The following is a 20169-nucleotide window of genomic DNA, read 5'->3' as shown; positions in this document are numbered from 1 at the left end:
CCGTGTTCGGTTTTGACAAAAGCCACTTAAATAACAAGGACAAAACAGACTGTGTCCTTAACTTCGGCAGAATCGCAGCATAAACTGTCCGAAGTATTGCTGAAAAACGGGCCAAAAACAGAAAGCAGGCTAGGGACCAGAGATATAACCGGGAGGCGAAATGGAGGTGCTTTTGAGAAAGCTTATAATTAGCCCTGGTGTGGCAGGCGGGAGGGCTGGCTTGGTGTACCGGTACTGCTATGACGAACAAAAAAATTGGCTGGGGAGAAACAGCTTTTTGCTTACCCTGCTTTTGAATTTACAGGCTAGTAGGCCTTCACTGGTGAAGCAGTAGACCGGTCATGGCCGCTTCAAAAGGCGAGAAGCACCGGGAGATCTTGTGCTAGTAGCTAAGAGCATGTTTAAATTTGCCTTTTGCGCTGCAAACGGGTATCAAAAGAACCTGACTTCGCGGTTGACTCGCACCATAGCGGAGCGTATGCTGCTCAAAAAACGCTTCGCCAGAACCTTTCGCTCCCCGGTTTCGCTTGCAAAATCAAAATGTAAACAAGCTCTAAGAAGGTGTCAGGAGATGACTGGGAATGTAAACCTAAATAAAGCGCTGCCGGCAGGTTGGAAAGGGCAGGGAGTACACGGTTGGCGTACTCCCTGTCCGTTTTGTGGCCCCGACGGGAATCGAACCCATATCTAAAGTTTAGGAAACTTCTATTTTATCCATTAAACTACGGGGCCATATATGTTGCTGATAATCAGCAAGTTGTGTCTTTATGTTTCGCCGCTTCTGGTAGAAACTTCGGCACATCTTTAGCAAATGTTTCTACCTCGTTTCGACGGTGTGCGACAGTTTTTAAGGCGGTACCGGCTATACTGCCTTACAAATATACGTCGCTATGAGAACTATACAAGCAGTCCTGTACCAGCGGAACAAAAAAGATTCGGCTGGAATCATAAAAATTCGGGTAACTGAGAACAGGAAGCCCATCTACGTAAGCACAGAGCAGAAGGTGCTGGCAAGGCATTGGGACGACAAGCACTCCAAAGTAAAAGAGACTGACGAGGTTGACTACGAATACATCAACAAGGTGGTGGCCGCCAAGCTGGCCGAGGTCAAGGCGCAGTACGAGGAGAACGCAGTCGCCAGCAAGGCATCCTCTTTCGTCGGGTTCTTCGAGAAGTTCATCGAACGGCAGACCAACGAGGGCACCAAAATAAAGTACGGTGTGATTCTTTCCAAGGTCAAGTCCTACCTGAAGGAAAAGAAGAAAGACGACCTGAGGTTCAAGGAAATCACAGAGGACCTGGTGTACTCTATGCGTCGCTACTTCTACCTGAGCATGGAGGCGGACACCGCCGACCACTACCTCAAAGTAGTCAAGTCGGTGATAGGCAAGGCGGTGAAGGCCAACGTACACAACTACATCAGGAACCCGTTCGCGGGCATAGAGCTGAAGGCGGCAGTCACCAAGACGCCGAGCAGCCTGACCGCCGAGCAGCTACAGCAAATCATAAATGCCGACATTCAGGACAGGAGGGTGGCCACTCACAGGAGCGCCTTCCTGTTCCAGCTGTTCGCGCAGGGCATGCGCATAAGCGACTTGTTGGTGCTGAGGTGGAACAACTTTCAGGACGGTCGCCTGGAGTACAAGATGATTAAGACAGGCAGGCAGATGTCGATTCTGCTGAACGACAACCTGGTGGAGATACTTAGGCCGATGGTGGAGCCCGTATCGCGTCTGGGCGAGTCTGCGCGCGAAACCATAGAGAGGCTCTCGTCAAAGAAGGATTCGAGGAACCGGTTTGTGTTCCCGTTCCTGGACGACGAGGAGTTTGCCGCGGTAGACCACAGGAACGACTTCAGCAGGATCGGCAAGGCGCTGTACGTAAGGCTCAACAAGAAGAGCATCGTCTACAACCGAAACCTGAAGGACGTACAGAAGGCGGCAGGCATAAAGACAAACATCACCTCCCACACAGCAAGACACTCTTATGCGTCGTTGCTGCTGGACGGTGACGTCAACCTGTATGCCATAAGCCAAAGCCTCGGCCACTCCACTCTTCTGATTACGCAGAAGTACCTGTCCAACTTCAGGACTAAGAAGCTAGACGATGTGAACGACGCTTTGGTAGGTAGGTTTCCATTGGGAAGTTCGCGGGCTCAAAGCCCATCTCTATGAGCGCCCGGTCGTACTTCTTTGCGGCTTCGACCTCGGTCTCGAATGTGCCGAGGTTGAAGTTCTTGTACTCGTAGCATATCTTGGCCACCCACCGCCCTGTGGTAGCGACCTGGTGTACGCCAACAAACACAGACGTAGTGTTCCCTTCCAGCCGCTTCCTGCGGTTCTGCATGTTCGTCCTGGCGTTCACCCACCTGAGGTTCTCTACGCAGTTGTTCAGCGGGTCTGTGTCGATGTGGTCCACTATCGGCAGGCCGTTCGGGTTGGGTATGAACGCCTCTGCCACCAGCCGGTGCACAAGGCACTTCTGGTACCTGTCCCCGTTCCTGAGGGACACCTGCGCGTAGCCCTTCTGGTTCAGCCCAGGCCTCAGTATTCTCGGCTCCTTGTACTTAGTGCTGAGAACTTCCCCTCTGCTCGAAATTCTGTAGCCCGGTATTGCCTGGCCCTCTATTATTATTTCTCTCCACTCTTCTGCCATACCATTATATGGCGCCGGGGCAGGAAAGTTTAAAGCGACATTTCGCGTTTCGGGCTCCCGTACCGAGTCCGGGCCTCCCGTAAGTAGTTTGTCAGGTTTCGGGATTTCGTCTCGGTGGTGGAGCCCTAAACGCTGCAAGATGCTGTTTATGTACCTTCTGAGCATACTGTCTGCGGGGTGGTTAAACCGCGAGTGTAGCCAATCCGGGAATCCCTTGGTGGGCGCCAAAAAGAAGGGCCAGCTGGTGGGCTGGCCTTCTCCTATTGGGGTATGACTGTAAATTGGTAGGTCTGCTGTGGCAGGTCTTTGTCGTATGTGACCGAGAAGCCGGTGAATATCGTCCTGCGGTCGTCTGCTATTACGTCGAGGTATCTGAGCTGGTCTACGAAGAGTTTTACCATCGTCACTGTGTTGTCTACGTCAAGCCTTGTGTTGTACCTCAGGTCCAGACGGAACTTGGTGACGGAGCCGAAAACGGCGTTCTTGATAAGCTCTGCGAGGTTCTGCTTGATGAGGTCTTTAGTCGCCTTAGACTTGCGCCAATGCTGCGAGTAGGCGTCGTTCAAAGAGATTGCTTTTCCTGTGTATGTTACGGTGTACAAAAGGGGGTTAGGGATTTAACTCTTATACAACCAACCACACAAGAAGTCCCACCCGCCCACCAAACTTATACTATAGGGTAATGTCGCTCATCGTTCCTTTTCTCGTCGCCCTTCAGCAGCATCGCAATGCTGCCTGTCTGGAACGTCTTGCCCCTAGGCGTCTTGTAGCCCAGCGAGTTTAGCTCGTCGCAAATCTGCTGGAGCGTCCAGCCCTTCTCCTTGTAGAGCCGCACCAGGTTCAGCACCTTCCTGTTGGTCTCTGACTTGGCGGCGTTCTCTGAGGTCTTGGCCGCGCCTTTGGCCCTGCCCTCTGAGCTGAAGTTCTCGGGCTTGCCGAGGCTGTACCCCCTCGCCTTCCTAGCGGCCAACGCCTTCTTGGTCCGCTCAGAGACCTTCTTAAGCTCCTCCTCGTTGAACGCGGTACGCAAGCGGATGAACATCTCGTCGTCCTGCGGTGAGTCAGCTGAGAGGAATCTGATGTTGCAGGCGATCAGGTAGTTTATCAGCAGGCTGAACCTGCTGAGCCTGCTTGCCTCTTTCACAATGATGGTGGCGCCTGTGGCCTGCGCCTCGTTGATGGCTTGCAACAGGATTGGCCTGCGCTTCAGCAGCTTCTCAATGGTAACATCTTGGTGGGCGCTTATCTTGTCCTTGCTGCCTCCCGACTCCACCTCCACAAACCTGTTGATGGACTCGCCGCCCACCGACTTGATGTAAGCGGTGACCGCAGCGGCCTGGGCCTCCAAACCCAAACCGCTGCGTCCCTGTTTCTCTGTACTTACTCGGTAGTATTCTATGTACTTCATAACTCGCAATCGTCAGCAAATGAATAGTAGCTCTCGGGCGTAATGATGATGTGGTCTAGCAAAGCTATGTCAACCAACTTGCAGGCCTCCTGTAGCTTCCTAGTCAGGGCGGCGTCTGCGCCTGACGGCTTTAGGTTACCGCTGGGGTGGTTGTGTGAAATTACAACCGCAGAGGCATTTAACAATAGCCCTGCCTGCAGGATTATCTTTGGGTCAGCAACAGTTCCTGCCACACCGCCCATGCTCACACAGTAGACGCCTAAGACGTAGTTGTTCCTGTTGAGGTAGAGGGCGTAGAATCCCTCAGTGTGTTCAATGTGCTTCTCCATCCGCTTACGCAGGAACTTGTTGATGTCGTCTGAACAGGTCACCTTGACGTTGCGTAGGATGGGTGCTTCTTCAGTGTGGTGTCTCCTGTAGGTCAGCTCTACCTCACCAACCGCTGTGATGTCTACCTCCGATAGTTTGAATACTCGCTTCTTCATTGTATTGGTCTTTAAGAAGGAGCCACCTTTTAAATGGCTCCTTGGTTGGTTTAGCCGCGGCTGTTGTCTTTCAGGGTCTGTACTAGGTGCTCATAGTCTGAACTCTTGGCTTCTTTCAGCACTTGGTCAATCTCTGCTTTTGTCCAGCCAGCTTCCTGTGCGCGCTGTCTCCAAAGCGCCATCAGATAGTAGGAGTTCCCGTCTGGGCCATTGAAATCAATGGTGTCGAAATCAAGGAATGGTTTTCTCTCTGTACTCATAGTGGTAGTGGGTTTATGTTTAATTGATAAGCGAGTATAGGAGAATTCCGCGATACCGTTCTAGCCTTTTACTAAAAAGTTACCAACAACTTGCTAACGTTGTTAGCACAAACAAGAAAGGCCGCCCATTGCTGAGCGGCCTTTGTCTTAGGGTAGGTGCTGTTACTCTGCTGCGGTCAGGGTAGGGTCTTTTATTAGCTCGTACTTGGTGTTGCGTTCGGCCTTGTAGATGATGATTACGCCGCCGTCGAACTCGTCGAATATCACCTGTCTGAACTGTCCGACCTTCTCTCCAAGCCAAGCAGACAGCACCCTGCCCTGTTTTGCCACATCGAAAGTAAAGTGGTTCCTCACCCTGAACTGAACAATAAGGTCTCTGCTGTCGTTGGTAAGGAACGCTAAATCGTAGCGCAGCTCAGGGTAGGCGGCGAATACCGATTTGAAGTTTGATGCCTGTACTTGGGTGGTAGTGATGTTCTTAGCCATAGCTGTAGTTGGTTAAATGGTTAGTGATTGATTGATGTCTCGAGTGTAGCAGATAAACTGATCCGCTGGCTCTCTGTAATTGAATTATTTTTAGAGGGCTGCAAAATAATTGCAGCCCTCTCTGCTGCTAGTGCTTGACGTTGTTCTGCGGATTCCTTGTGTAGTAAATCATTCTGAACACTTCGTTAGCCACATTGCAGATGTCTAGGTTGTTGGCTTGGCAGTAGGTCCAGCACTCATTCACTATCGCGTCTAGGTGGTCGGCCTCTTCAGGTGTGAAGGTGTCTTCCTTGGTGTCTGCATTGATGGTGCTGTGGAAGGTGTCGTCAGGGTGGAAGTTCACTTTCAGGTCCCTCATTACGTAGATGAAGAAGTCTACTACGTCCTGTTTGCTGTTGATGGTGAAGTCTTTAAGTTTCATTGTGGTGGGCTTTTAATGTGAGGGCCACCGCATTGGCAGCCCTCTGATTGTTTAGTTGTTGAGTAGTTGGATGGGGTAGGAGATTTGCGGTGTAATCAGTATCACTAGGTTGCCGCGTTCAGTGTAGGAGTGGATGCTGTCTGTGTTGTGGTTGGTCAGCTTCCTCAGCTCAATGATTACTTGGTCAACCTCTATTCTGCTTGGCTTGTTTTCTAGGGGCCAATGGATGTAGACCTTTTTAGTGTTAGAGAACTGACCAATCTCTGAGGGCTCCAGCTTGGTAGCTCTTCCAACTGCCTGCTTAATCTGCGTCTTGCTGAGTGTGATTGTGGCTATTGGCCGCTTCAGCATTCTGTTAATGAAGTCGTCGTTTTTCACTATCTTATATGGTTAAGGTTTCCGTCCATTAGTTGCACTATTCTTAGTGGCTGTTGAACATACCGAAGATAGTAGAAGTCGAGACACCGATGTAGCCTTTTAGCAAATAGTTACTAACAACTTACCAACGCTGCACAGGGGAGGGGCGGAATCCTAAAAGGCAGGGTCGCTCGTTCAAGACATTTAGGATGTAAGTGTATGTGACACAGCGACGTATGACGCAACGACACTATGACGAAACGACGCTGTCGGGGATTGGGAAGGCAAGGAGGGACGTTTGGCTGAGTATATTAGGCGGAATGAATGTAAAGGAAACTTTACTTTCGCCACAAGGCAATGCAAAAAGCTTATTTCGGGCCCAAATGGTAGGCACCAGGCTTGTCTGGATAGCTTTATTAGCATCTACATCAGTTAAGGAATCCTCTTCACCAAGCGCTGCGAAAAAGGCATAAAAAAGCCTCAGACATTACGCCCAAGGCTTCCTTATAGTCACTGCTGTGATGTTTTAGTGTGAGAATCTTCTAGGGGTTAATTGTACATGGAAAAGCTGGTAGTTTAACACCTTTGCCGCTGCTTCTAGCTTGTCCTTGAACGGATAGTCACTGCCATCTATTTTGTAAGGGATTACCCCTTCATCTGGCGTAACTACGGCCAATGGCATTAGACCAGTATTGTCATGTAGGAATTTATGGGCGTCGTTGTCTGTCTTGAAATACTTCTCGTAGAATCTGCCGTCTTTCTCATATACTGCGATGAACAAACCCTTGAACAAATATGATTGTTGTTCGTCTTCTATTTGCTCAAAATATCTGATGTCATAGCGACTGCGGGGTAGTGTGCTGGGTATGCGTTTTCGAGTACCGTCTACAATAGAATCCTCGTAGATTTTCAGCTCTTTGGTGTCTTTCTTGAAATGCTCGAATTCATGTTCAATGTATAAGCCGACTGCAAGCGTATCGCTGCCGTTTGCTGATGGTTCTGTTATTTCAATAGTGTGGTAGTTCATTTATGTATAGATTTATGTGCAATGTAAAGATAAACTTATTTGCGGGTGTTAGATTAAAAAAAAAGAGACCTAAGTCACTACACTTAGGCCTCTTAGCAAACTAAAAAAACAAATAAATCAATGTCACAAGATTCTTATGTTATACTGTAGAGCGGGAGTGAAGTCTTAGCTGTATTGCCTCGTTATATTATCTACTGCATCTATTAGATTGTCTACAGTTATTGGTCTTCGGTCAGTATTAGCTTTGATTTCGTTCAGTTGCTGCTCAACGTTTTTCAGTAGGTGTTTTACCTCTTGTAGTTCTTGTGCGTTTATCTCTTCTTGTGTAGGGAATACCGGCCCGCCGTCTAAGTGGTAAAACCTTCTGCCTTTACCTTCTAACTGGTACATCTCAATCTCTGTCAGTCCTTCTGCTCCTTTGGTAAGGAGTTTCTGTTCTTTGGCCGCCCACTCTTCTCGCTGTTTGCGGGCGGCTTTGTTGTCCCTGCTGCTTTCATACTGTAGGTATATGAATAAGATGAGTGCGAAGAAACCGATTACGGCTAGGGGTATTATTATTAGTTCTGCTGCTGTTAAGTTCATCGTTAGTCGTTCTCCGTTTTTAAATCATCCAAATTAAAACCTAGCGATAGGATGTGCGCCTTTTGTAATTCTGTTATAGCCCTTTTCAGGTAGACATCATTCCGTAAGCCAACAGAGTGATACATCTTGTCTGGTGTAAGTCCGCCAATTCCTTTCAGGGTGTAGGTCACAAAGGTGTAAATGCTTTGGCCGGGTATCGTTAGTGCCTCGGCCAGTTCTGCTTCTCTAAGCGTAATAGGTGCCATTCTGATTTGTTTGTCGGCGTAGATGGCTGCGATTAGGGTTGTTGTTTGCTCGTTAGTCATTTTCTTGGGCCGCTTGCGCGATTGCTCTTTTTATGTCCTCCATTATGGAAGCGTTCAGTGCCTCTTTCTCTTCAGCTGAGGTGAGCCGGTGGTCGGGGTCGTATGTCAGTTCGTAGGCTCTCTCTTGGCCGTCAATTACCAGTCTCAGTATCATATTATCCGTTGCATTTTACCGATTTTTACTACCGCCGCTAACTTGGCTGGTCTGCGTTTCCTTCTTTTGAGATAGAATGAAATAATGGTGAACGGTATTTCCCAGTGCGCGCTTACCATACCAGATTAGCTACTAGTTGGATGATTGTTCCTACTGATATTCCAGAGAAGAAGCAGGTGTACCGGTCCTTGGTTGCGATGTCGTAAAGTGTTTTCATTGTGTTGCTTTGTTTTAATTATATATCACACTTTTATTCCCGCTTTTCGCGTTTTCGCAACTTTTCGCGGTTTATTTTACACAAATCCCTTCCGCGTTTTATCCGCACTTTTACGGTGTTCAGGTTCCAGCCCAGCTGCTCTGCAATCTCTTGGTACGAGTCACCGGCGGCGTACATCTCCAGCGGGATTCTGCACTCGTCTGGCAGCTCCTTGAGCACCCGCAGGGCTAGGTTGTAGTCTGTCTGGTCTTCCTCCTCGTATGGGCTTTCCTGTACCGACAGGGGTTCCAGGAACGTCTGCGCGTCTTCCAGGGCGTCGTACCTCACTGTTGGCCGCTTCAGCTCGTACCGCCCCTTGTCTATGTAGAGGTTTATGGCGGCGGTGCAGAAGTAGGTGTTCAGGTGGCTGTCCAGCCGTTCGGTGTCTGGCTCGTCCCTGAACCGCTCGTACACCTTGATGGCTGCCATCTGGATGTACTCGTCTATGTCGCCAGGGCTGTGGCCGAAGCGCTTGTGGAATGCGCCTATCACTACCTTCCGCATCTTCGGGGTCAGGCAGTCGGTGATGATGTCTACTATGTCTCTCATCACCTATATATGCCGCTTTGCTTCTCCTAAGGCATAAAAAAAGGCCACCGCAAAACAGTGGCCCTTTCCAGGTGTCAACCTCAAAAAATCTTTAGTCCATAAGGATGGCGTCTACGTTGTTGAACTTGCTCAGGCAGTAGAGCTCCATCTTCAGCCGTTCGGCCCGCTGCGGCGTCAGGGTCACCTTGTGGCCGCCTATGCTGTAGCTGGTTATCGTCTTGTCCATCAGGTCGATGACGCCCCACTGGTAGTAGATGTTGGCCCTGAGCTGGTACTTGCCGCTGTCTGCCGGAGACACTGCCAGAGACTTGTCTGTCGCGGGCGCATCGTAGGCGGTGCCGTCAGAAAACTCTATGCGGAACGACTTTGGCTTCTCCGCCTTTTCCGGTACGGTGACGTAGAAGGTCACCAGCGCGGTGCCGAGCTTCGGGCTGGCCGGTGTGAAAGACTTGACGGCGTTTATCATGCCGTTCTCCGCCAGCGTAGGCAGCAGCCGGTAGGTCTCGCCCCGCTTCTTAATCTTGGTCTTCTCGCACTGCGCCTGGGCGGTGAGTGCGGTCGCCGCCAGTGCAGCAATCAGTAATAATCTCTTCATAATCTGTGTTTTAAAGGTCCTGTGCGAGTATAAGAGAAATATTGATTCGTTTTGCGAAGGCCTAGAAATTGGGGTTAAATGGCCTTTTCGGTCGCGTAGAGGTCGTTTACCTTGATGTACTGGACGCCCTCGACGAAGAAAAGGTAGCAGTCTGCCTGTATGTGCTTGTCCTTGTGCTTCTTGTTCAGGCTCTGGTACGACAGCTTCAGGTTGCCGTTGCACTCTTCTGACTCGGTTCCCGGCGCGAACAGCTTAGCACCGGTAAAGTGCAGCCTGCTCAGCTTTCCATAGAAGGAGTTTGGGAACACCGTTAAGGGCTCTCCCGGAAAAAACACCTCCTCAACATCTGTGTAGTCAAGTATCTTAACCATACCTTCCAATTTGGCGTCGGGCTGTCGCTTGACCTGTAGCAACTTCTGGTTGGTTAAACAGATTACATCCCAAAAGCGATGTGCTAGCGACTCATCAAATTCAAATGGCTCTTTGGCTACTACTACATCACTCGTCGCGTAATTCTGTCTACCGATAAACACATTGGAAGCTAATGCTTCTCTTACTGATGAGAAAGTGTACAGCTCGAAGAAAGATTTGCCTTCAGTCGCCAATGCCTTAGCCTGCTCGGTGTAGTCGGTATGGTGGGCCCGGAAAGCGTCGTTTACTGTTTTTCGGGCGCTCTTGCTGTAGGGGTATCCTCGTAGGGTGTCGCTTAAGTTAATGTGTTTTCCTTCCCATTCCAGCCCTACAGTGAAGTTTAAATCAAGCCATCTTTTGCTGTCTTGCTCAGCTACCCGGTGTGTGGTTAGTACCTTGAGTAACGCAAAATGTTCGTCTGCGATGTATAACCTAACCCACTCATTTGGCCATTGTACTGGGTATGTTCCAGGGGCGCTTCTTGGGTCTTTGGTTTCTTCATAGTGCTGCCTGTCCAAAAGTATGTTTGTTGCTATGCGACCTAAATCGTCCGCAATTTCGGCCCGGTAAATTACCAAGCCTTGCGGCAAACGGTTTATGGACTCTTCTATCTGTTGCAGCAAATCATCAAAGCTTTTGCCGTAAAGGTCTTCAGTCTCGCTGACGGTAAGATTGTTTAGCTTGGTCAATCTCTCTCTGGACTCTTCGGAGAAAACCTTGACAGCCCCCGCGACACCTTCCATAAGTTCGGCAATCTGCTCTGGTGTAAGCGGTGACTGGTCTTCGTTGATAACTTTGTATGTACTTGGCATTGTGTTGAAATAAGTAAAGGTTAAAAAAAAAAATGAAGTGATGCGATGGGTGAAGAAAGGCCCGCCACAGGGCAGCGGGCTTTTACTGGGATTAAAAACAAAAATCTTTATTCGCTGGCGGGTAAGTAATTCTCGATGCTCCTGCGCAGCGGTCGCGTTATCTCTTTTGTCATTAGCCACTCAAAGTAGCCTGGGTCTTTGACGAACACATCCTTGAGCGGCTGCCCCCGGTACTTGCCAAATGGCATTAAGTGCACCTCTGCCGCATCTTCCTCTGCCGCGGCAGCTTCTACCTTGGCAGCGTTCTCGGGCTTGCTCAGGGCCGCGTTAATGGCTTCGGTTAGTGGCAATGTGCAGTAGCCGCTTCTAAGTGCCCACAGCAGGTACAGCGGGTTCTCTTCCAGGACCTCGCCCACATTTTTGCCGGCGTACTTGCCGAAGCCTATCCGCACTTTCTCCGGGGCCTTGGCTTTCTTTTTCCTACCGCCGTACAGGTGGATGAAGTCGGGCCTCTTGATGGTGGTCCAGTCGTTGGTGCCGACTTCTCTTATCTTGTATGGCGCCGAGCTGTCCTCCTTCACAAGCGACAGGAAAATGTCGGGCAGGCCGTCTGCTTTGACCAGCACAACGTTTGGCACATTGGACTCCTCGTAGTTCACCTTGTGGGTGTCCAGCATCTTTGTGATTGCGGCAACAGACCGGTCGCGTCTCTCTTTGCGCCAGTTTGCGGTTGCGTTCTTGAAGCACCAGCAGAAGTCCTTGTGGTGGTCGGGGCATTCCGTCGTTTCTTGGGTCTCTATGGCATTTGATTCCATCTTAGTTTCTCTGTTTTTTCTTCTTGAATTTCTCAGCGAAGGCCTTTGCCGGGTACTCCTCGCTGAGCTGGTGCGACTCTACAGTAGGCTTGTCAAAACCGCCCAGTACGAACACCTGTTCCAGCATCACCTGCAGGGCCTCCACATCGTCCGGGTGGCAGTGGAAGCTGTCATGTATGGTCTCGAAGTCGTACTTGTTGACGGACTTGATTACCGCTATCACTGCCGCCTTGTCAATGAACATCACCGACTCGAAGTGCTGTAGCAGCTTGGCCAGGGTGTTGGGCTTTCCTTTCTTCAGGCGGTTGAGCTGAAGCTTGCTGCCCTTGATTCTGAACTGGTCTTCGTCAAAGGCCGGGGCCATCGCGTTGTCTGGGTCGTTCAGCTTTCCTACCAGCGTAATCAGTTCACCGGCCACCGCAGACAGCTTCTCTTTCGTCTTCAGGTAGTTCAGCTGGCCGCTGAAGACGACGCCCAGCAACAGCTTCTTTGCCTTGTCCCTTGTTATCCCCAGAGAAGCGGCTACGTACTCGTAGACCCTGCCCTCGGCTGCCGCGTCCAGGAAGTTCTTTGTGTCCCGGTCGGTTGCGTAAAGCGCAGCCAGCTGGTCAATGGCGTTGCAGAAGTCTTCATAGAACTCCTCTGGCGTATCAAGCAGCATCTTCTTTGCCTGCGCTGGGTGTCTGGCTACCTGGCTCAGCATAAAGAACTGGCTGTTCTTGATGTCAATAGTCCAAGGCAATGCGCCGTTGATTCTGAAGAAGGGCCTCAGGTTCCTGTCCATGTTGGAAAGCGGGGTGTACTTCCTGCCGCCCTTGGCCTCGTAGTCGTTGAACCAGAACTCTTCTTTCAAGTCCTCCAGGTACATCACAGCTACCTGTGGCGCCTGGCCTTGCAGGGTGAAGTAGTCCAGCTTCTTGTTGGTCTTCATCAGGCCGAGGTGAGTGTTGAGCCAGCCTTCCACTATCCGGTGGGTGCGGTCTGTGTCGCAGGCCTGGACAATCGCCTCGGCCATGTCCACCAGCTTCTCGCGGGACTTCTTGATTAGCTTTATCTCCTTCTCGGTCTTCGGTTCCAGGACCTTCAGGATTGTCTCTTCGTTGGTGTAGAAGACTGTTCTGTACTGCTGGTATTCTTCATAGTTCATCGCGTTCCATCTGTCGCATATTTTGTATGGCTTGCTGAACTTGTCAGGCTGGTACGAGCCGCTGCCTGCCGTTCCTCTTGCCTTCTTGGCTGGCGCGTCAAACTGCCTGCGCTCGTCTTCGGTCAGAGAAGCCAGGTGTTCCAGGAACTCTGCCTCCTTAATCTTCTTGTGCGCCTCAACGCTCCTGCCCACCTCGGTCTCCTTGAAGTCGAACACCTCAATGATGCCAGCTTCTTTTAGAGCCGCTATGTAGGCCGGGTACCTTGACACCACCTGGGACTTAATCTTGTCAGAGTGGATGGAGACAAAGCCAAGCTGCTCGAAGTTGGCTGCGTCCCGGTCGTTGTTGTAGAGCCTGCTTCTGCGTACTCGGTGCTCCTTGGCGATGAAGCTCACCAGGTGCATTGCCGTCTCCAGCTTCAGCGTTTTAGGCAAGGCCGCGGCAATCACCTCTGGGGTGAGTGCCTTTGGCAGCTTGCACACCGGGAGCTTTCCCGCTTTCTCCAGTTCGGCTACTCTCTTTGCTCTAGGTACATATCCAGCTCTTGGCATTACTTGGCTTCCTCTTCATCGATTTTTGTTGCTTGCGCAGCCTTCTCTTTGGCATAGTAGCCGCTTACCTTGTTCAGGTCCACACCCGAAATCAGAAGCATCTTCACTATGTCGTTGAGCGAGAACGGAAGCTCCAATCCGTAGCTGAGCTCAAGTTGTAGCATTCTAAGTTCTTGGTGTACCTCTGGCTTTACAGCCACCATCTTCTGCCTGGGTTCTTTGTTCTGTGTCATTGTTTGTGCGTTGATTTATAGTATATATCACTTATATCACCCTCCCTTGGCAGAAGTCTGAGATAAACTGTAACTATTTTAAGATTGGGTCAACGCGGCAAACAGGAGAACGGGGAACGATGAGCGACATTACCCTATAGTATATGTGACCTGATTGGTTGGGGTGGTTTCTGGTTTCTGGTTCTTGTCTGGTTTAAGGAACGATGAGCGACATTACCCTATGTATTATAACGGTAATTCTCCTGGTGGTTCCTGTTCTGTTCTGCTGGGCCTTTCTTTGTATTCCTGGTCGTACAGCTCCCAGAGCTTGGCCAGTTCCTTGTCTGCCTCCTCCTGTGTGATTTGGCCGCGCTGAAGTTCTTTGGCGGTTTCTACCATCGATTCTATTATTGGACATTGGTAGTCAGGCTGCTGTTTCTCCCACTCGATTGCCGCGGCTCTCTGCTCTGGTGTCATGCCCTCGAACGGGTCTGGCTCCTGGGTTTCTTTTTCGGTGTGCATAAAGATAGTTTTAGGTGTGAAACAAAAATTGTGTTTTAGCAAGACGTACCTCTCCTGCTTAGCCAGCAAAGCGCTTTGCGGCTAGAGAAAAAAATGGCCGTACTCTTCCTATCAGGGGTTTTGTAACGTCCTGTTAAATATGTTTGCTGAAATCGGTGTTTGGATTTCTTCTGCAAAGGTATGGGGGCGCAGAAGCGGAAAACGAATTTCCAATGTTAAGAAATTGTTAAGTTTTACTTTTTGGCTGTTCAGGTATTGTTTATTTGAAAACTATTGTCTATGTGTTTAAAAACTTTTGTCTAGATTTTTTAGCTAAAAACCCCTCAAACAGCCTGGAAATGGCACATATATAAAACCGCCGATGGACGCGCAAAAGCGAAAATCGGCGGTTAGTAAATGCAAGTAGAAATCAAAAGGAAAGTTTACAGCGACAAACAAACAACAGGAACGCTGACAGTAAAAGACGCCACAGGCAAGGAGGTGTACAGCTGCCACACCTTGGAGCTGGCAGACAGAAACAACGAACCCAGAGTCTCCTGCATACCGGCAGGGGAGTACACAGTAAAGAAGAGGACCAGCGCCAAGTACGGCCAGCACTTCCACATCTTGGACGTACCGAACCGCAGCTACATCCTGATCCACCTGGGCAACTACCACACAGACATATTGGGCTGCGTACTGGTGGGCAGCGGCCTGACTGACATCAACGGCGACCAGTACAAAGATGTCACCAACAGCAAGGCGACGATGAAGAAACTCTTGGCGTTGCTACCAGACGAATTCTGCCTCCAGATTGTGAAATAGGCTCCACCACCAAATCAGGACCTGCCACCCAAGTAAAACAACTTACAGAAAGCCCGGACTCGATGCCGGAGTCCTAAACGAGAAATGCCAACCTCTAATAAAGGTTGGCATTTTCTGATTTATGTGGCAGGTAGGCTGGGTGCTTCATCAAAGTATTTCGGTACCCCGAAGTGGTAGTCAAGCAGTCCGTTCAGTATCGACTTCTTGACAATCGGAATCCCGATGTTGTCCTCAAAAAAGTCGTAGTCGTCCTCAGACAGGGTGAACTCCACAGTGCTTTCGGCCAGCACATCGTTGATGTTGCCTTCCGGAACAAGGTAGCAACGGAACCTGACGGTGATGTTCCTGTCCGGTTCGTTCGCGTTAAACATCAGTAGCTTAAATATCTTCCTCAGCCCATTCTGGTGGCCGGTAACGAGTTGAGTTACACCTTTGCCTATCGTCAGGTCAAATTCTGCATCATTTATTATGTATTGGTGGTTGTCCATAGAAATCGAGTTCATTTTTTATACCAACTCTGACACAGTGGTCACTCCGTTGATGTCTACAGTTGTGTAGAATACCTTGCCGCTGGGCTTGTGTTCATGAAGCACATTGACATTGGTGTAGGGGCTGTTGATGGTCTTGTTGGCAATCTGCACCATTGTCCTGACCTCACCCAGCTGGCCCTTGAAGGTGTTGCTTAGCATTCTCACAAAGCAGCAGTACTGCACTGTGCTGTGGAAAACATTGCTTGAAAGGCTTTGGCTGTTGTGGTTGGCCTGGAAGACTCCCTTGCAGATGTTGCCGTTGGCAGAGGCATGCCCAAGCGAGATGTTCCACCGGAAGTTCCCCACAAACAGGTTGTTCTTGAAGTCGTCCGTAATGGTGGATTGTTCCCCATTAGCATTGAATACGTTGAACCGGAACCAGTTGCCGGTGTGCAGCTGGGCGCAGGTTCCCTTCCAAACGTTGTCATTGCAGTGGTCCTTCAGGTAGATTTCAACAGCCCGGTTAAGGAAGGTCATATTGAAGCAGCTGTTGCCAATCTTGATGTCGTAAATTGGCTGGGGCGTTGAAGCGGTGAAAGGCACAATAAAGACTATATTGTTGTAAAGGCTGAAGTCCTGGGCATTGAGGCCGATGCTTATATTGAACACATAGGCAGGGTCGATGAAGAATTCGCTGTTGCCCTGGCCGTCCGTAAGCCGGTTGAATGTGTAGAAGTCCCTGTAGTCGTCCAGGACGGCTGTGACAGGATAGCCGCAAAGGTTAGGGGTTGGCGACATCGCTACATAAGGTGTGGCCTGGGTTGTGCTGGCAGGGTTCCAAGCCTGGCACCAGTTATGGTTTGCCGCCGCATTAGAGGGTGTGATGCCGACAGTGCCTGACAGGCAGCAGATGTACAGCACATTGTTGTACATCACTATGCTGTTCCTGGCATAGGTTGTGGCCGGGTCATAGGCTGGGGCCGAAATCCTCCAGCGCCTGAATTTGACGTTCCTCCAGTCGTAGTAGAGTTCTATGCTGTGCTTGGTGTCCTTGCGGTAGATTATCTTTCCGGTTCTGGGTGTCACTCCGTCCTCACACAGATTGTCGAAGAAATCAAAATAGATGATGTCGGTCTGGTGATTAAGGGAGTATGCCTGAAGCGCGAAACGGTTTCCTCCTGTTGCCAGAAGCAAAAGACCTTCTGTCGGGCCTTCGTTTATGACCGTTGTGTAGGGAATATTATGCTTTGTGCGGTGGTCCGTAAGGTAGTAGTAGCTTCCGACCTTCAGCAGGCCTTCTGAGACCAGGGCAGCGAGTTCTGCGTAGGTGGCATTGACGACAACGGCCGAAGAACCTCCTGTGTCCAGGTTACCGTTCCTAGGCTCTATCCTTACCTCGAAGTGGTCGGTTTTGATCTGCCTCAGTTCTATCTCGTTCCTGACACCGCCAACGAACGATCTACCCGTCTGGTCCACCCTAACCGCCTTTTCAACACCGTCCACAGTTGCCTGGGTAATGCCGGAAGATGCCAAGAAACCAGTCAGAGTGTCTTCCGGATTCTTACTGTCGATGCTAACGCGCACAGGCAACGTCCTTTTTACGTTGGTGAGTATGTTTGCTTGGAATGCCTTGGCCACACCTGGCTCAGACGACAGGTAGGTGAATGAGCTTTTAAAATCGATTGTAACGGGAATGCTGGCTCCTGGGGCGTATGTGGAACTCTGTGCGAATTCAAGGTCCCAGAACGGAATGTAGCTGTGGCTCTGTGTACCGCCAAGTTCTGTGCCCTTCAGGTACCCTTCACCAAGCTGGACTACGTAATGTGCGATTTCAGTCCCCCAATTTTCAACAGTTGCCGGATAGTCTACGCCGTCCACTCGGACAAAACAGTCCTCCAGCGGCTTAAGTCGGTAGAGGCGTCCTGAGTTTGCGCCGTCAGTGGTATTTTTTTTCACATAGCGCTGCAACCCTTCTGCTTTTTCCGAAGTGAGGGTGTCATAAAGCTGCGAAAGGCTATCCACAGAATCAATACCTCCGCCGCCTATAGCTTTGCCGTTTTTGGTCAGTTCGCCTGTAAAGTTTACGTCCGAATTCACATTCAGCTTATCACCCGGTTCACTCGTTACGTTCTTGTTATTGAGTTTTATCTTGGTTTGCTTCACTTATTCATTACTCGCCTTTTTTCTTCCTTGTTGAACCCGTACAGGCCCAGAATCACAGGAAGTATGCCCAAAGCCAGCTCACCGCTAAGCTTGTCGTATGCTACCGCCCAGCCAATGCCCACCAACAACACAGTGGCTACTAGCGAGCTCTTCCAGCCTTTGTATACATTACTTAGTTTCATTCTTGATTTTCTGGTAGGTCTCCAGTTCCGTCAGTTTTAGCAGCACCTGCTGTAGAAGGTCTTTGACTTCCTTCATCTCTTTGTTTCGCTCGATTTCCTGTATGTAAAGCTTGTCGATGTTCTTTTCGTTTGACTCAATGCGGCTTTCTAGTTTGGTGACTTTGATGTTCCAGGTAATAAGTGCGCCTATGGCGGTCGCCAGATAGCCCACTATTGTCAGAACGGTGCTCATTTCAATGGTCATTGCTTAGCCTCCTATCCAAATTTTAGGCTCGTCCAGAAAGACAATGGGCGAAACCCCGGAGGTGGGCTTTGGCGCGTCTGGCTGTTCGTTTGAGAAGTACTGAGGGAAGTCTCCTCTGTTGTCATTCAGGAAACGCTCAATGTAGGACTTCATCTGCTCGGCCTTGGAGAGCACTTCTGAACGCTGCATCTTCATGAGTTCCACAGATGGAGCGTCTGCTTCTACCTTGTTGCCTTTGTTGTTGACCTCGAAAAGGTTGAAGATTAGGTCGTAGTGCACCATCAGCGCGAAGTAGGCTTTTACCTTGGCAAGCAGTTCAGTCTGTTTTGGTGTGATGGCGGTGTCGTTCTGGGTATGGTCCAGAAGCAGGTCGTACAGCGGGATGGAAAGCAGCTCCTGTAGGTAGAAGTCGGTGACGTTCTGGAAAGAAATCTTCAGTACCGTTGAGTCCTTTACTGCGATGTTTACCCGGCTTTTCAGGTATGCCTCATCGATTAAATACATTTAGTGTTAAGGGTGTTTTTTAGCCAGACGACTGGTCTTTTATGTTGAAATCGGCGAAGTCCGAAACGAACTTTCCTCTCTCGAAACTCCAGATGCCGGTCACTATTACAACCAGCCCCGGTCTGAAGCTGCGCCAGTTACCGTTGATTGCCTGGCCTACGTTCTTGGTGTAGCGGCCGGAAGCGTCCCGGATTGCTTTGTTCTTGCTGCCCGGCGAACTCCTTCCGGTGTCAAAGTACCTGATGGTCCTGGTGGAAGTGTTTCTTCTTTTTGGCTTCTTGCTGGTGGGTATCAGGTCAATGTTCCTGGTGCCGTACCTGGTGCCGCTTTCCTGCCCAGACCTGCCGAGCCTTTTGTTTTCCTCGTTGTTGGCGTAGATGAAGACGAATCGCACCCAGGTCTTTCTGCTCCAGAAGTAGAAGTCATCTATCGCAGCAAGCTCAAAACGGGCCATTTCGGGCTCCGTCATCGAGTTATATTTCTGGATTTGGTTCTGTAGCTTCTGGTACATCTTCGGTCTCCTCTGGGTCTTCTACATCGCCGTTTTCGTCGATGTGTGAGTCAAGAATGTCTTCCTTGCTGTAGCCATGCTCGGACAGCCAAACCTCAGGCTTAAGGAAGTCCATCTTCCAGGCTGGCACCTCTGAGTTCGTCATGAGCGCAGAGCTGGTAATTTCTAGCTCATAGTCTGTGTATCCGTTGAAGTCCAGCACCCGTTCCATGAAATTGATAAAAGGCTTCTGGAGCTGGCGTATCACTGTGTTGTAGTAAATCTCGAGGGAGTCTCTGTAGAGCTTGCCGTCGCTGCCTAGCTGGCTACCGTCTGGCGTAACACCTGCGACTATCGGGTTGCCTCTGTGCGCAGTTGAAATCTCAGATACATTTACCTCTCTTCGGGTCACAACTTTATCAGCGTTGTCTGTTGCGTTAAGTGGTGTAAGTGTGATTGCTTCCGCATCCTCGGTAACGGTCACCATTAATTTTGATGCGTTCTCAGCTCCGGTGAATGCTTTTGTGGTTTTGGTGATAAACTCAGCCTTCTGGTCTTCGGTCATAGGCGCATTCACATTCAGTAAAGCAGACCCGAAGAAACCGTTCAACACATCATTCAGAGCGAACTTGCCTACTTCATTTGCCATCATTATGTAAGTCAATGCGCTGGCGTAACTTACAAGCGGGTAGAACGGGTTGCCGAGTGCTCTCTTGTGGTAGAAGAAAATCTGGGTAGTCTGGTTTATATTGTTCGGATTGAAGCGTTCGTAGTAAACTGGCGTATTTATAGTAGTATTCGTCCAGTCTGCACTAGCCCAATATCCCTGCACATTCCCTAACTCGTCCAGGTTCTTGTCTACCCGTACCTTTGAGGAGTCCAGGTAGTCCACTGCGACGATTTTGTTCTTCAGCTTGTTGTAGCGTACCACAACAGCGAACGTCTCCAGGACTGAAAGGTCGTTTGCCACCAGCTCCAGCAAGTCGTCGGCAGACTGACCTTCTTGGTTGATGTTCTCCAGGAAAGGCGCGATGTCGTCTGAGTAGCTGAGGCCTTCCGAGAGTATCAGTTCGGCGCGTTTGTTGACAAAGCTCTGGTGCACCGTAGAGAACGGCACCAGCTTAATCAGGAAGTCCGGCCAGAAGTTGTTGTCGCCGTAGTTCACCCAGGCATTGGTGCTATACCTTAGGTTGGTCAGGTTCACCGTAGGCATCTTCACCTCGGCCAGCTGTACGTTGAAGACGCTGGGCGAAGCTTTGGCGGGTGCTGTCGCTGGTGTCTTATTTATTCTCTTTTTCAAA

General features: G+C 50.0%; 26 protein-coding genes and 1 tRNA gene. 2 read left to right on the top strand and 25 right to left on the bottom strand.

Features of this window, described 5'->3' with window-relative positions:
* Positions 1–660: 660 nt before the first annotated feature.
* Positions 661–732, bottom strand: a tRNA-Arg gene (locus A8O25_RS11640).
* Between the two features lie 158 nt (positions 733–890).
* Between A8O25_RS11640 and A8O25_RS11635 the strand changes: the two genes are divergently transcribed.
* Positions 891–2174: a site-specific integrase gene (locus A8O25_RS11635; protein ID WP_066835008.1), complete on the top strand. Its 1284-nt coding sequence runs from the start codon at positions 891–893 to the stop codon at positions 2172–2174.
* On the opposite strand, the gene A8O25_RS11630 is transcribed toward A8O25_RS11635, so the two are convergent.
* The 18 genes from A8O25_RS11630 to A8O25_RS11545 all read right to left on the bottom strand — a co-directional run bounded on the left by A8O25_RS11630 (position 2092) and on the right by A8O25_RS11545 (position 14011).
* Positions 2092–2655, bottom strand: a complete 564-nt coding sequence (locus A8O25_RS11630; protein ID WP_161947741.1) for an HNH endonuclease — start codon at positions 2653–2655, stop codon at positions 2092–2094. The genes A8O25_RS11635 and A8O25_RS11630 overlap by 83 nt on opposite strands.
* 260 nt (positions 2656–2915) lie before the next feature.
* Positions 2916–3221, bottom strand: coding sequence for a hypothetical protein (locus tag A8O25_RS11625; RefSeq protein WP_066835004.1), 306 nt, complete (start codon positions 3219–3221; stop codon positions 2916–2918).
* A gap of 101 nt (positions 3222–3322) precedes the next feature.
* A complete protein-coding gene (locus tag A8O25_RS11620; protein WP_066835002.1) occupies positions 3323–4063 on the bottom strand; it encodes a recombinase family protein in 741 nt (246 codons plus the stop codon).
* On the bottom strand, positions 4060–4548 hold the full coding sequence (locus tag A8O25_RS11615) for a JAB domain-containing protein (protein ID WP_066835000.1): 489 nt from the start codon (positions 4546–4548) through the stop codon (positions 4060–4062). The genes A8O25_RS11620 and A8O25_RS11615 overlap by 4 nt, the downstream gene beginning before the upstream one ends.
* Before the next feature lie 50 nt (positions 4549–4598).
* The gene (locus A8O25_RS11610; RefSeq protein WP_066834998.1) at positions 4599–4808 is read right to left on the bottom strand and encodes a hypothetical protein; all 210 of its coding nucleotides are present in this window, start codon (positions 4806–4808) and stop codon (positions 4599–4601) included.
* A 162-nt stretch (positions 4809–4970) separates the two neighbouring features.
* A complete protein-coding gene (locus tag A8O25_RS11605) occupies positions 4971–5294 on the bottom strand; it encodes a hypothetical protein (protein ID WP_066834996.1) in 324 nt (107 codons plus the stop codon).
* A 127-nt stretch (positions 5295–5421) separates the two neighbouring features.
* A complete protein-coding gene (locus tag A8O25_RS11600) occupies positions 5422–5715 on the bottom strand; it encodes a hypothetical protein (protein WP_066834994.1) in 294 nt (97 codons plus the stop codon).
* 51 nt (positions 5716–5766) lie between these two features.
* Positions 5767–6066: a hypothetical protein gene (locus A8O25_RS11595; protein ID WP_161947740.1), complete on the bottom strand. Its 300-nt coding sequence runs from the start codon at positions 6064–6066 to the stop codon at positions 5767–5769.
* A 532-nt stretch (positions 6067–6598) separates the two neighbouring features.
* Positions 6599–7099 (bottom strand): hypothetical protein, encoded by a 501-nt coding sequence (locus A8O25_RS11590; protein WP_066834990.1) that lies wholly within the window; start codon positions 7097–7099, stop codon positions 6599–6601.
* Between the two features lie 165 nt (positions 7100–7264).
* The gene (locus A8O25_RS11585) at positions 7265–7681 is read right to left on the bottom strand and encodes a hypothetical protein (protein ID WP_066834989.1); all 417 of its coding nucleotides are present in this window, start codon (positions 7679–7681) and stop codon (positions 7265–7267) included.
* Between the two features lie 2 nt (positions 7682–7683).
* Positions 7684–7986 carry a hypothetical protein gene (locus tag A8O25_RS11580; protein WP_066834970.1) on the bottom strand — a complete coding sequence of 101 codons (303 nt, stop codon included), beginning with the start codon at positions 7984–7986 and terminating at the stop codon, positions 7684–7686.
* A 404-nt stretch (positions 7987–8390) separates the two neighbouring features.
* On the bottom strand, positions 8391–8945 hold the full coding sequence (locus A8O25_RS11575; protein ID WP_066834969.1) for an RNA polymerase sigma factor: 555 nt from the start codon (positions 8943–8945) through the stop codon (positions 8391–8393).
* Positions 8946–9036: 91 nt separating this feature from the next.
* Complete coding sequence (locus tag A8O25_RS11570; RefSeq protein WP_066834968.1) at positions 9037–9540, bottom strand: hypothetical protein; 504 nt, start codon at positions 9538–9540, stop codon at positions 9037–9039.
* Between the two features lie 74 nt (positions 9541–9614).
* A complete protein-coding gene (locus A8O25_RS11565; protein ID WP_153042714.1) occupies positions 9615–10943 on the bottom strand; it encodes a hypothetical protein in 1329 nt (442 codons plus the stop codon).
* Positions 10871–11578 carry an exodeoxyribonuclease X C-terminal domain-containing protein gene (locus A8O25_RS11560; RefSeq protein WP_066834966.1) on the bottom strand — a complete coding sequence of 236 codons (708 nt, stop codon included), beginning with the start codon at positions 11576–11578 and terminating at the stop codon, positions 10871–10873. Before A8O25_RS11560 ends, A8O25_RS11565 begins: the two co-directional genes overlap by 73 nt.
* Position 11579: 1 nt before the next feature.
* The gene (locus A8O25_RS11555) at positions 11580–13277 is read right to left on the bottom strand and encodes a hypothetical protein (protein WP_066834964.1); all 1698 of its coding nucleotides are present in this window, start codon (positions 13275–13277) and stop codon (positions 11580–11582) included.
* A complete protein-coding gene (locus A8O25_RS11550; protein ID WP_066834957.1) occupies positions 13277–13510 on the bottom strand; it encodes a hypothetical protein in 234 nt (77 codons plus the stop codon). Before A8O25_RS11550 ends, A8O25_RS11555 begins: the two co-directional genes overlap by 1 nt.
* A gap of 225 nt (positions 13511–13735) precedes the next feature.
* On the bottom strand, positions 13736–14011 hold the full coding sequence (locus A8O25_RS11545; protein ID WP_153042713.1) for a hypothetical protein: 276 nt from the start codon (positions 14009–14011) through the stop codon (positions 13736–13738).
* Between the two features lie 396 nt (positions 14012–14407).
* Here A8O25_RS11545 and A8O25_RS11540 point away from each other — a divergent pair, with 396 nt between their 5' ends.
* Positions 14408–14815 carry a DUF5675 family protein gene (locus A8O25_RS11540; RefSeq protein ID WP_066834944.1) on the top strand — a complete coding sequence of 136 codons (408 nt, stop codon included), beginning with the start codon at positions 14408–14410 and terminating at the stop codon, positions 14813–14815.
* A 119-nt stretch (positions 14816–14934) separates the two neighbouring features.
* On the opposite strand, the gene A8O25_RS11535 is transcribed toward A8O25_RS11540, so the two are convergent.
* From A8O25_RS11535 to A8O25_RS11505, 6 genes are all read right to left on the bottom strand, one after another.
* Entirely contained in the window at positions 14935–15303 is a 369-nt protein-coding gene (locus tag A8O25_RS11535; protein WP_066834942.1) for a hypothetical protein, read from the bottom strand.
* 18 nt (positions 15304–15321) lie between these two features.
* The gene (locus A8O25_RS11530; RefSeq protein WP_066834940.1) at positions 15322–17448 is read right to left on the bottom strand and encodes a hypothetical protein; all 2127 of its coding nucleotides are present in this window, start codon (positions 17446–17448) and stop codon (positions 15322–15324) included.
* A 168-nt stretch (positions 17449–17616) separates the two neighbouring features.
* Positions 17617–17874: a hypothetical protein gene (locus A8O25_RS11520; protein ID WP_066834935.1), complete on the bottom strand. Its 258-nt coding sequence runs from the start codon at positions 17872–17874 to the stop codon at positions 17617–17619.
* Positions 17875–17877: 3 nt separating this feature from the next.
* The gene (locus A8O25_RS11515) at positions 17878–18378 is read right to left on the bottom strand and encodes a DUF6712 family protein (protein ID WP_066834933.1); all 501 of its coding nucleotides are present in this window, start codon (positions 18376–18378) and stop codon (positions 17878–17880) included.
* Between the two features lie 19 nt (positions 18379–18397).
* Positions 18398–18889 carry a hypothetical protein gene (locus A8O25_RS11510; protein WP_153042712.1) on the bottom strand — a complete coding sequence of 164 codons (492 nt, stop codon included), beginning with the start codon at positions 18887–18889 and terminating at the stop codon, positions 18398–18400.
* Positions 18852–20168 (bottom strand): phage portal family protein, encoded by a 1317-nt coding sequence (locus A8O25_RS11505; RefSeq protein ID WP_066834929.1) that lies wholly within the window; start codon positions 20166–20168, stop codon positions 18852–18854. The genes A8O25_RS11510 and A8O25_RS11505 overlap by 38 nt, the downstream gene beginning before the upstream one ends.
* Position 20169: the final 1 nt, after the last annotated feature.

The sequence above is a fragment of the Rufibacter ruber genome (assembly GCF_001647275.1).
In the GTDB taxonomy this organism is placed as follows: Bacteria; Bacteroidota; Bacteroidia; order Cytophagales; family Hymenobacteraceae; genus Nibribacter; species Nibribacter ruber_C.
This window is presented reverse-complemented; position numbering and strand designations above follow the sequence as displayed.

Coding starts and splice junctions, on each gene's coding strand:
- A8O25_RS11535 (WP_066834942.1), bottom strand. CDS start 15,303: ATGGACAACCACCAATACATAATAAATGATGCAGAATTTGACCTGACG.
- A8O25_RS11560 (WP_066834966.1), bottom strand. CDS start 11,578: ATGGAATCAAATGCCATAGAGACCCAAGAAACGACGGAATGCCCCGAC.
- A8O25_RS11575 (WP_066834969.1), bottom strand. CDS start 8,945: ATGAGAGACATAGTAGACATCATCACCGACTGCCTGACCCCGAAGATG.
- A8O25_RS11615 (WP_066835000.1), bottom strand. CDS start 4,548: ATGAAGAAGCGAGTATTCAAACTATCGGAGGTAGACATCACAGCGGTT.
- A8O25_RS11550 (WP_066834957.1), bottom strand. CDS start 13,510: ATGACACAGAACAAAGAACCCAGGCAGAAGATGGTGGCTGTAAAGCCA.
- A8O25_RS11600 (WP_066834994.1), bottom strand. CDS start 5,715: ATGAAACTTAAAGACTTCACCATCAACAGCAAACAGGACGTAGTAGAC.
- A8O25_RS11570 (WP_066834968.1), bottom strand. CDS start 9,540: ATGAAGAGATTATTACTGATTGCTGCACTGGCGGCGACCGCACTCACC.
- A8O25_RS11545 (WP_153042713.1), bottom strand. CDS start 14,011: ATGCACACCGAAAAAGAAACCCAGGAGCCAGACCCGTTCGAGGGCATG.
- A8O25_RS11630 (WP_161947741.1), bottom strand. CDS start 2,655: ATGGCAGAAGAGTGGAGAGAAATAATAATAGAGGGCCAGGCAATACCG.
- A8O25_RS11555 (WP_066834964.1), bottom strand. CDS start 13,277: ATGCCAAGAGCTGGATATGTACCTAGAGCAAAGAGAGTAGCCGAACTG.
- A8O25_RS11595 (WP_161947740.1), bottom strand. CDS start 6,066: ATGCTGAAGCGGCCAATAGCCACAATCACACTCAGCAAGACGCAGATT.
- A8O25_RS11580 (WP_066834970.1), bottom strand. CDS start 7,986: ATGACTAACGAGCAAACAACAACCCTAATCGCAGCCATCTACGCCGAC.
- A8O25_RS11540 (WP_066834944.1), top strand. CDS start 14,408: ATGCAAGTAGAAATCAAAAGGAAAGTTTACAGCGACAAACAAACAACA.
- A8O25_RS11635 (WP_066835008.1), top strand. CDS start 891: ATGAGAACTATACAAGCAGTCCTGTACCAGCGGAACAAAAAAGATTCG.
- A8O25_RS11515 (WP_066834933.1), bottom strand. CDS start 18,378: ATGTATTTAATCGATGAGGCATACCTGAAAAGCCGGGTAAACATCGCA.
- A8O25_RS11620 (WP_066835002.1), bottom strand. CDS start 4,063: ATGAAGTACATAGAATACTACCGAGTAAGTACAGAGAAACAGGGACGC.
- A8O25_RS11520 (WP_066834935.1), bottom strand. CDS start 17,874: ATGACCATTGAAATGAGCACCGTTCTGACAATAGTGGGCTATCTGGCG.
- A8O25_RS11590 (WP_066834990.1), bottom strand. CDS start 7,099: ATGAACTACCACACTATTGAAATAACAGAACCATCAGCAAACGGCAGC.
- A8O25_RS11610 (WP_066834998.1), bottom strand. CDS start 4,808: ATGAGTACAGAGAGAAAACCATTCCTTGATTTCGACACCATTGATTTC.
- A8O25_RS11605 (WP_066834996.1), bottom strand. CDS start 5,294: ATGGCTAAGAACATCACTACCACCCAAGTACAGGCATCAAACTTCAAA.
- A8O25_RS11585 (WP_066834989.1), bottom strand. CDS start 7,681: ATGAACTTAACAGCAGCAGAACTAATAATAATACCCCTAGCCGTAATC.
- A8O25_RS11510 (WP_153042712.1), bottom strand. CDS start 18,889: ATGTACCAGAAGCTACAGAACCAAATCCAGAAATATAACTCGATGACG.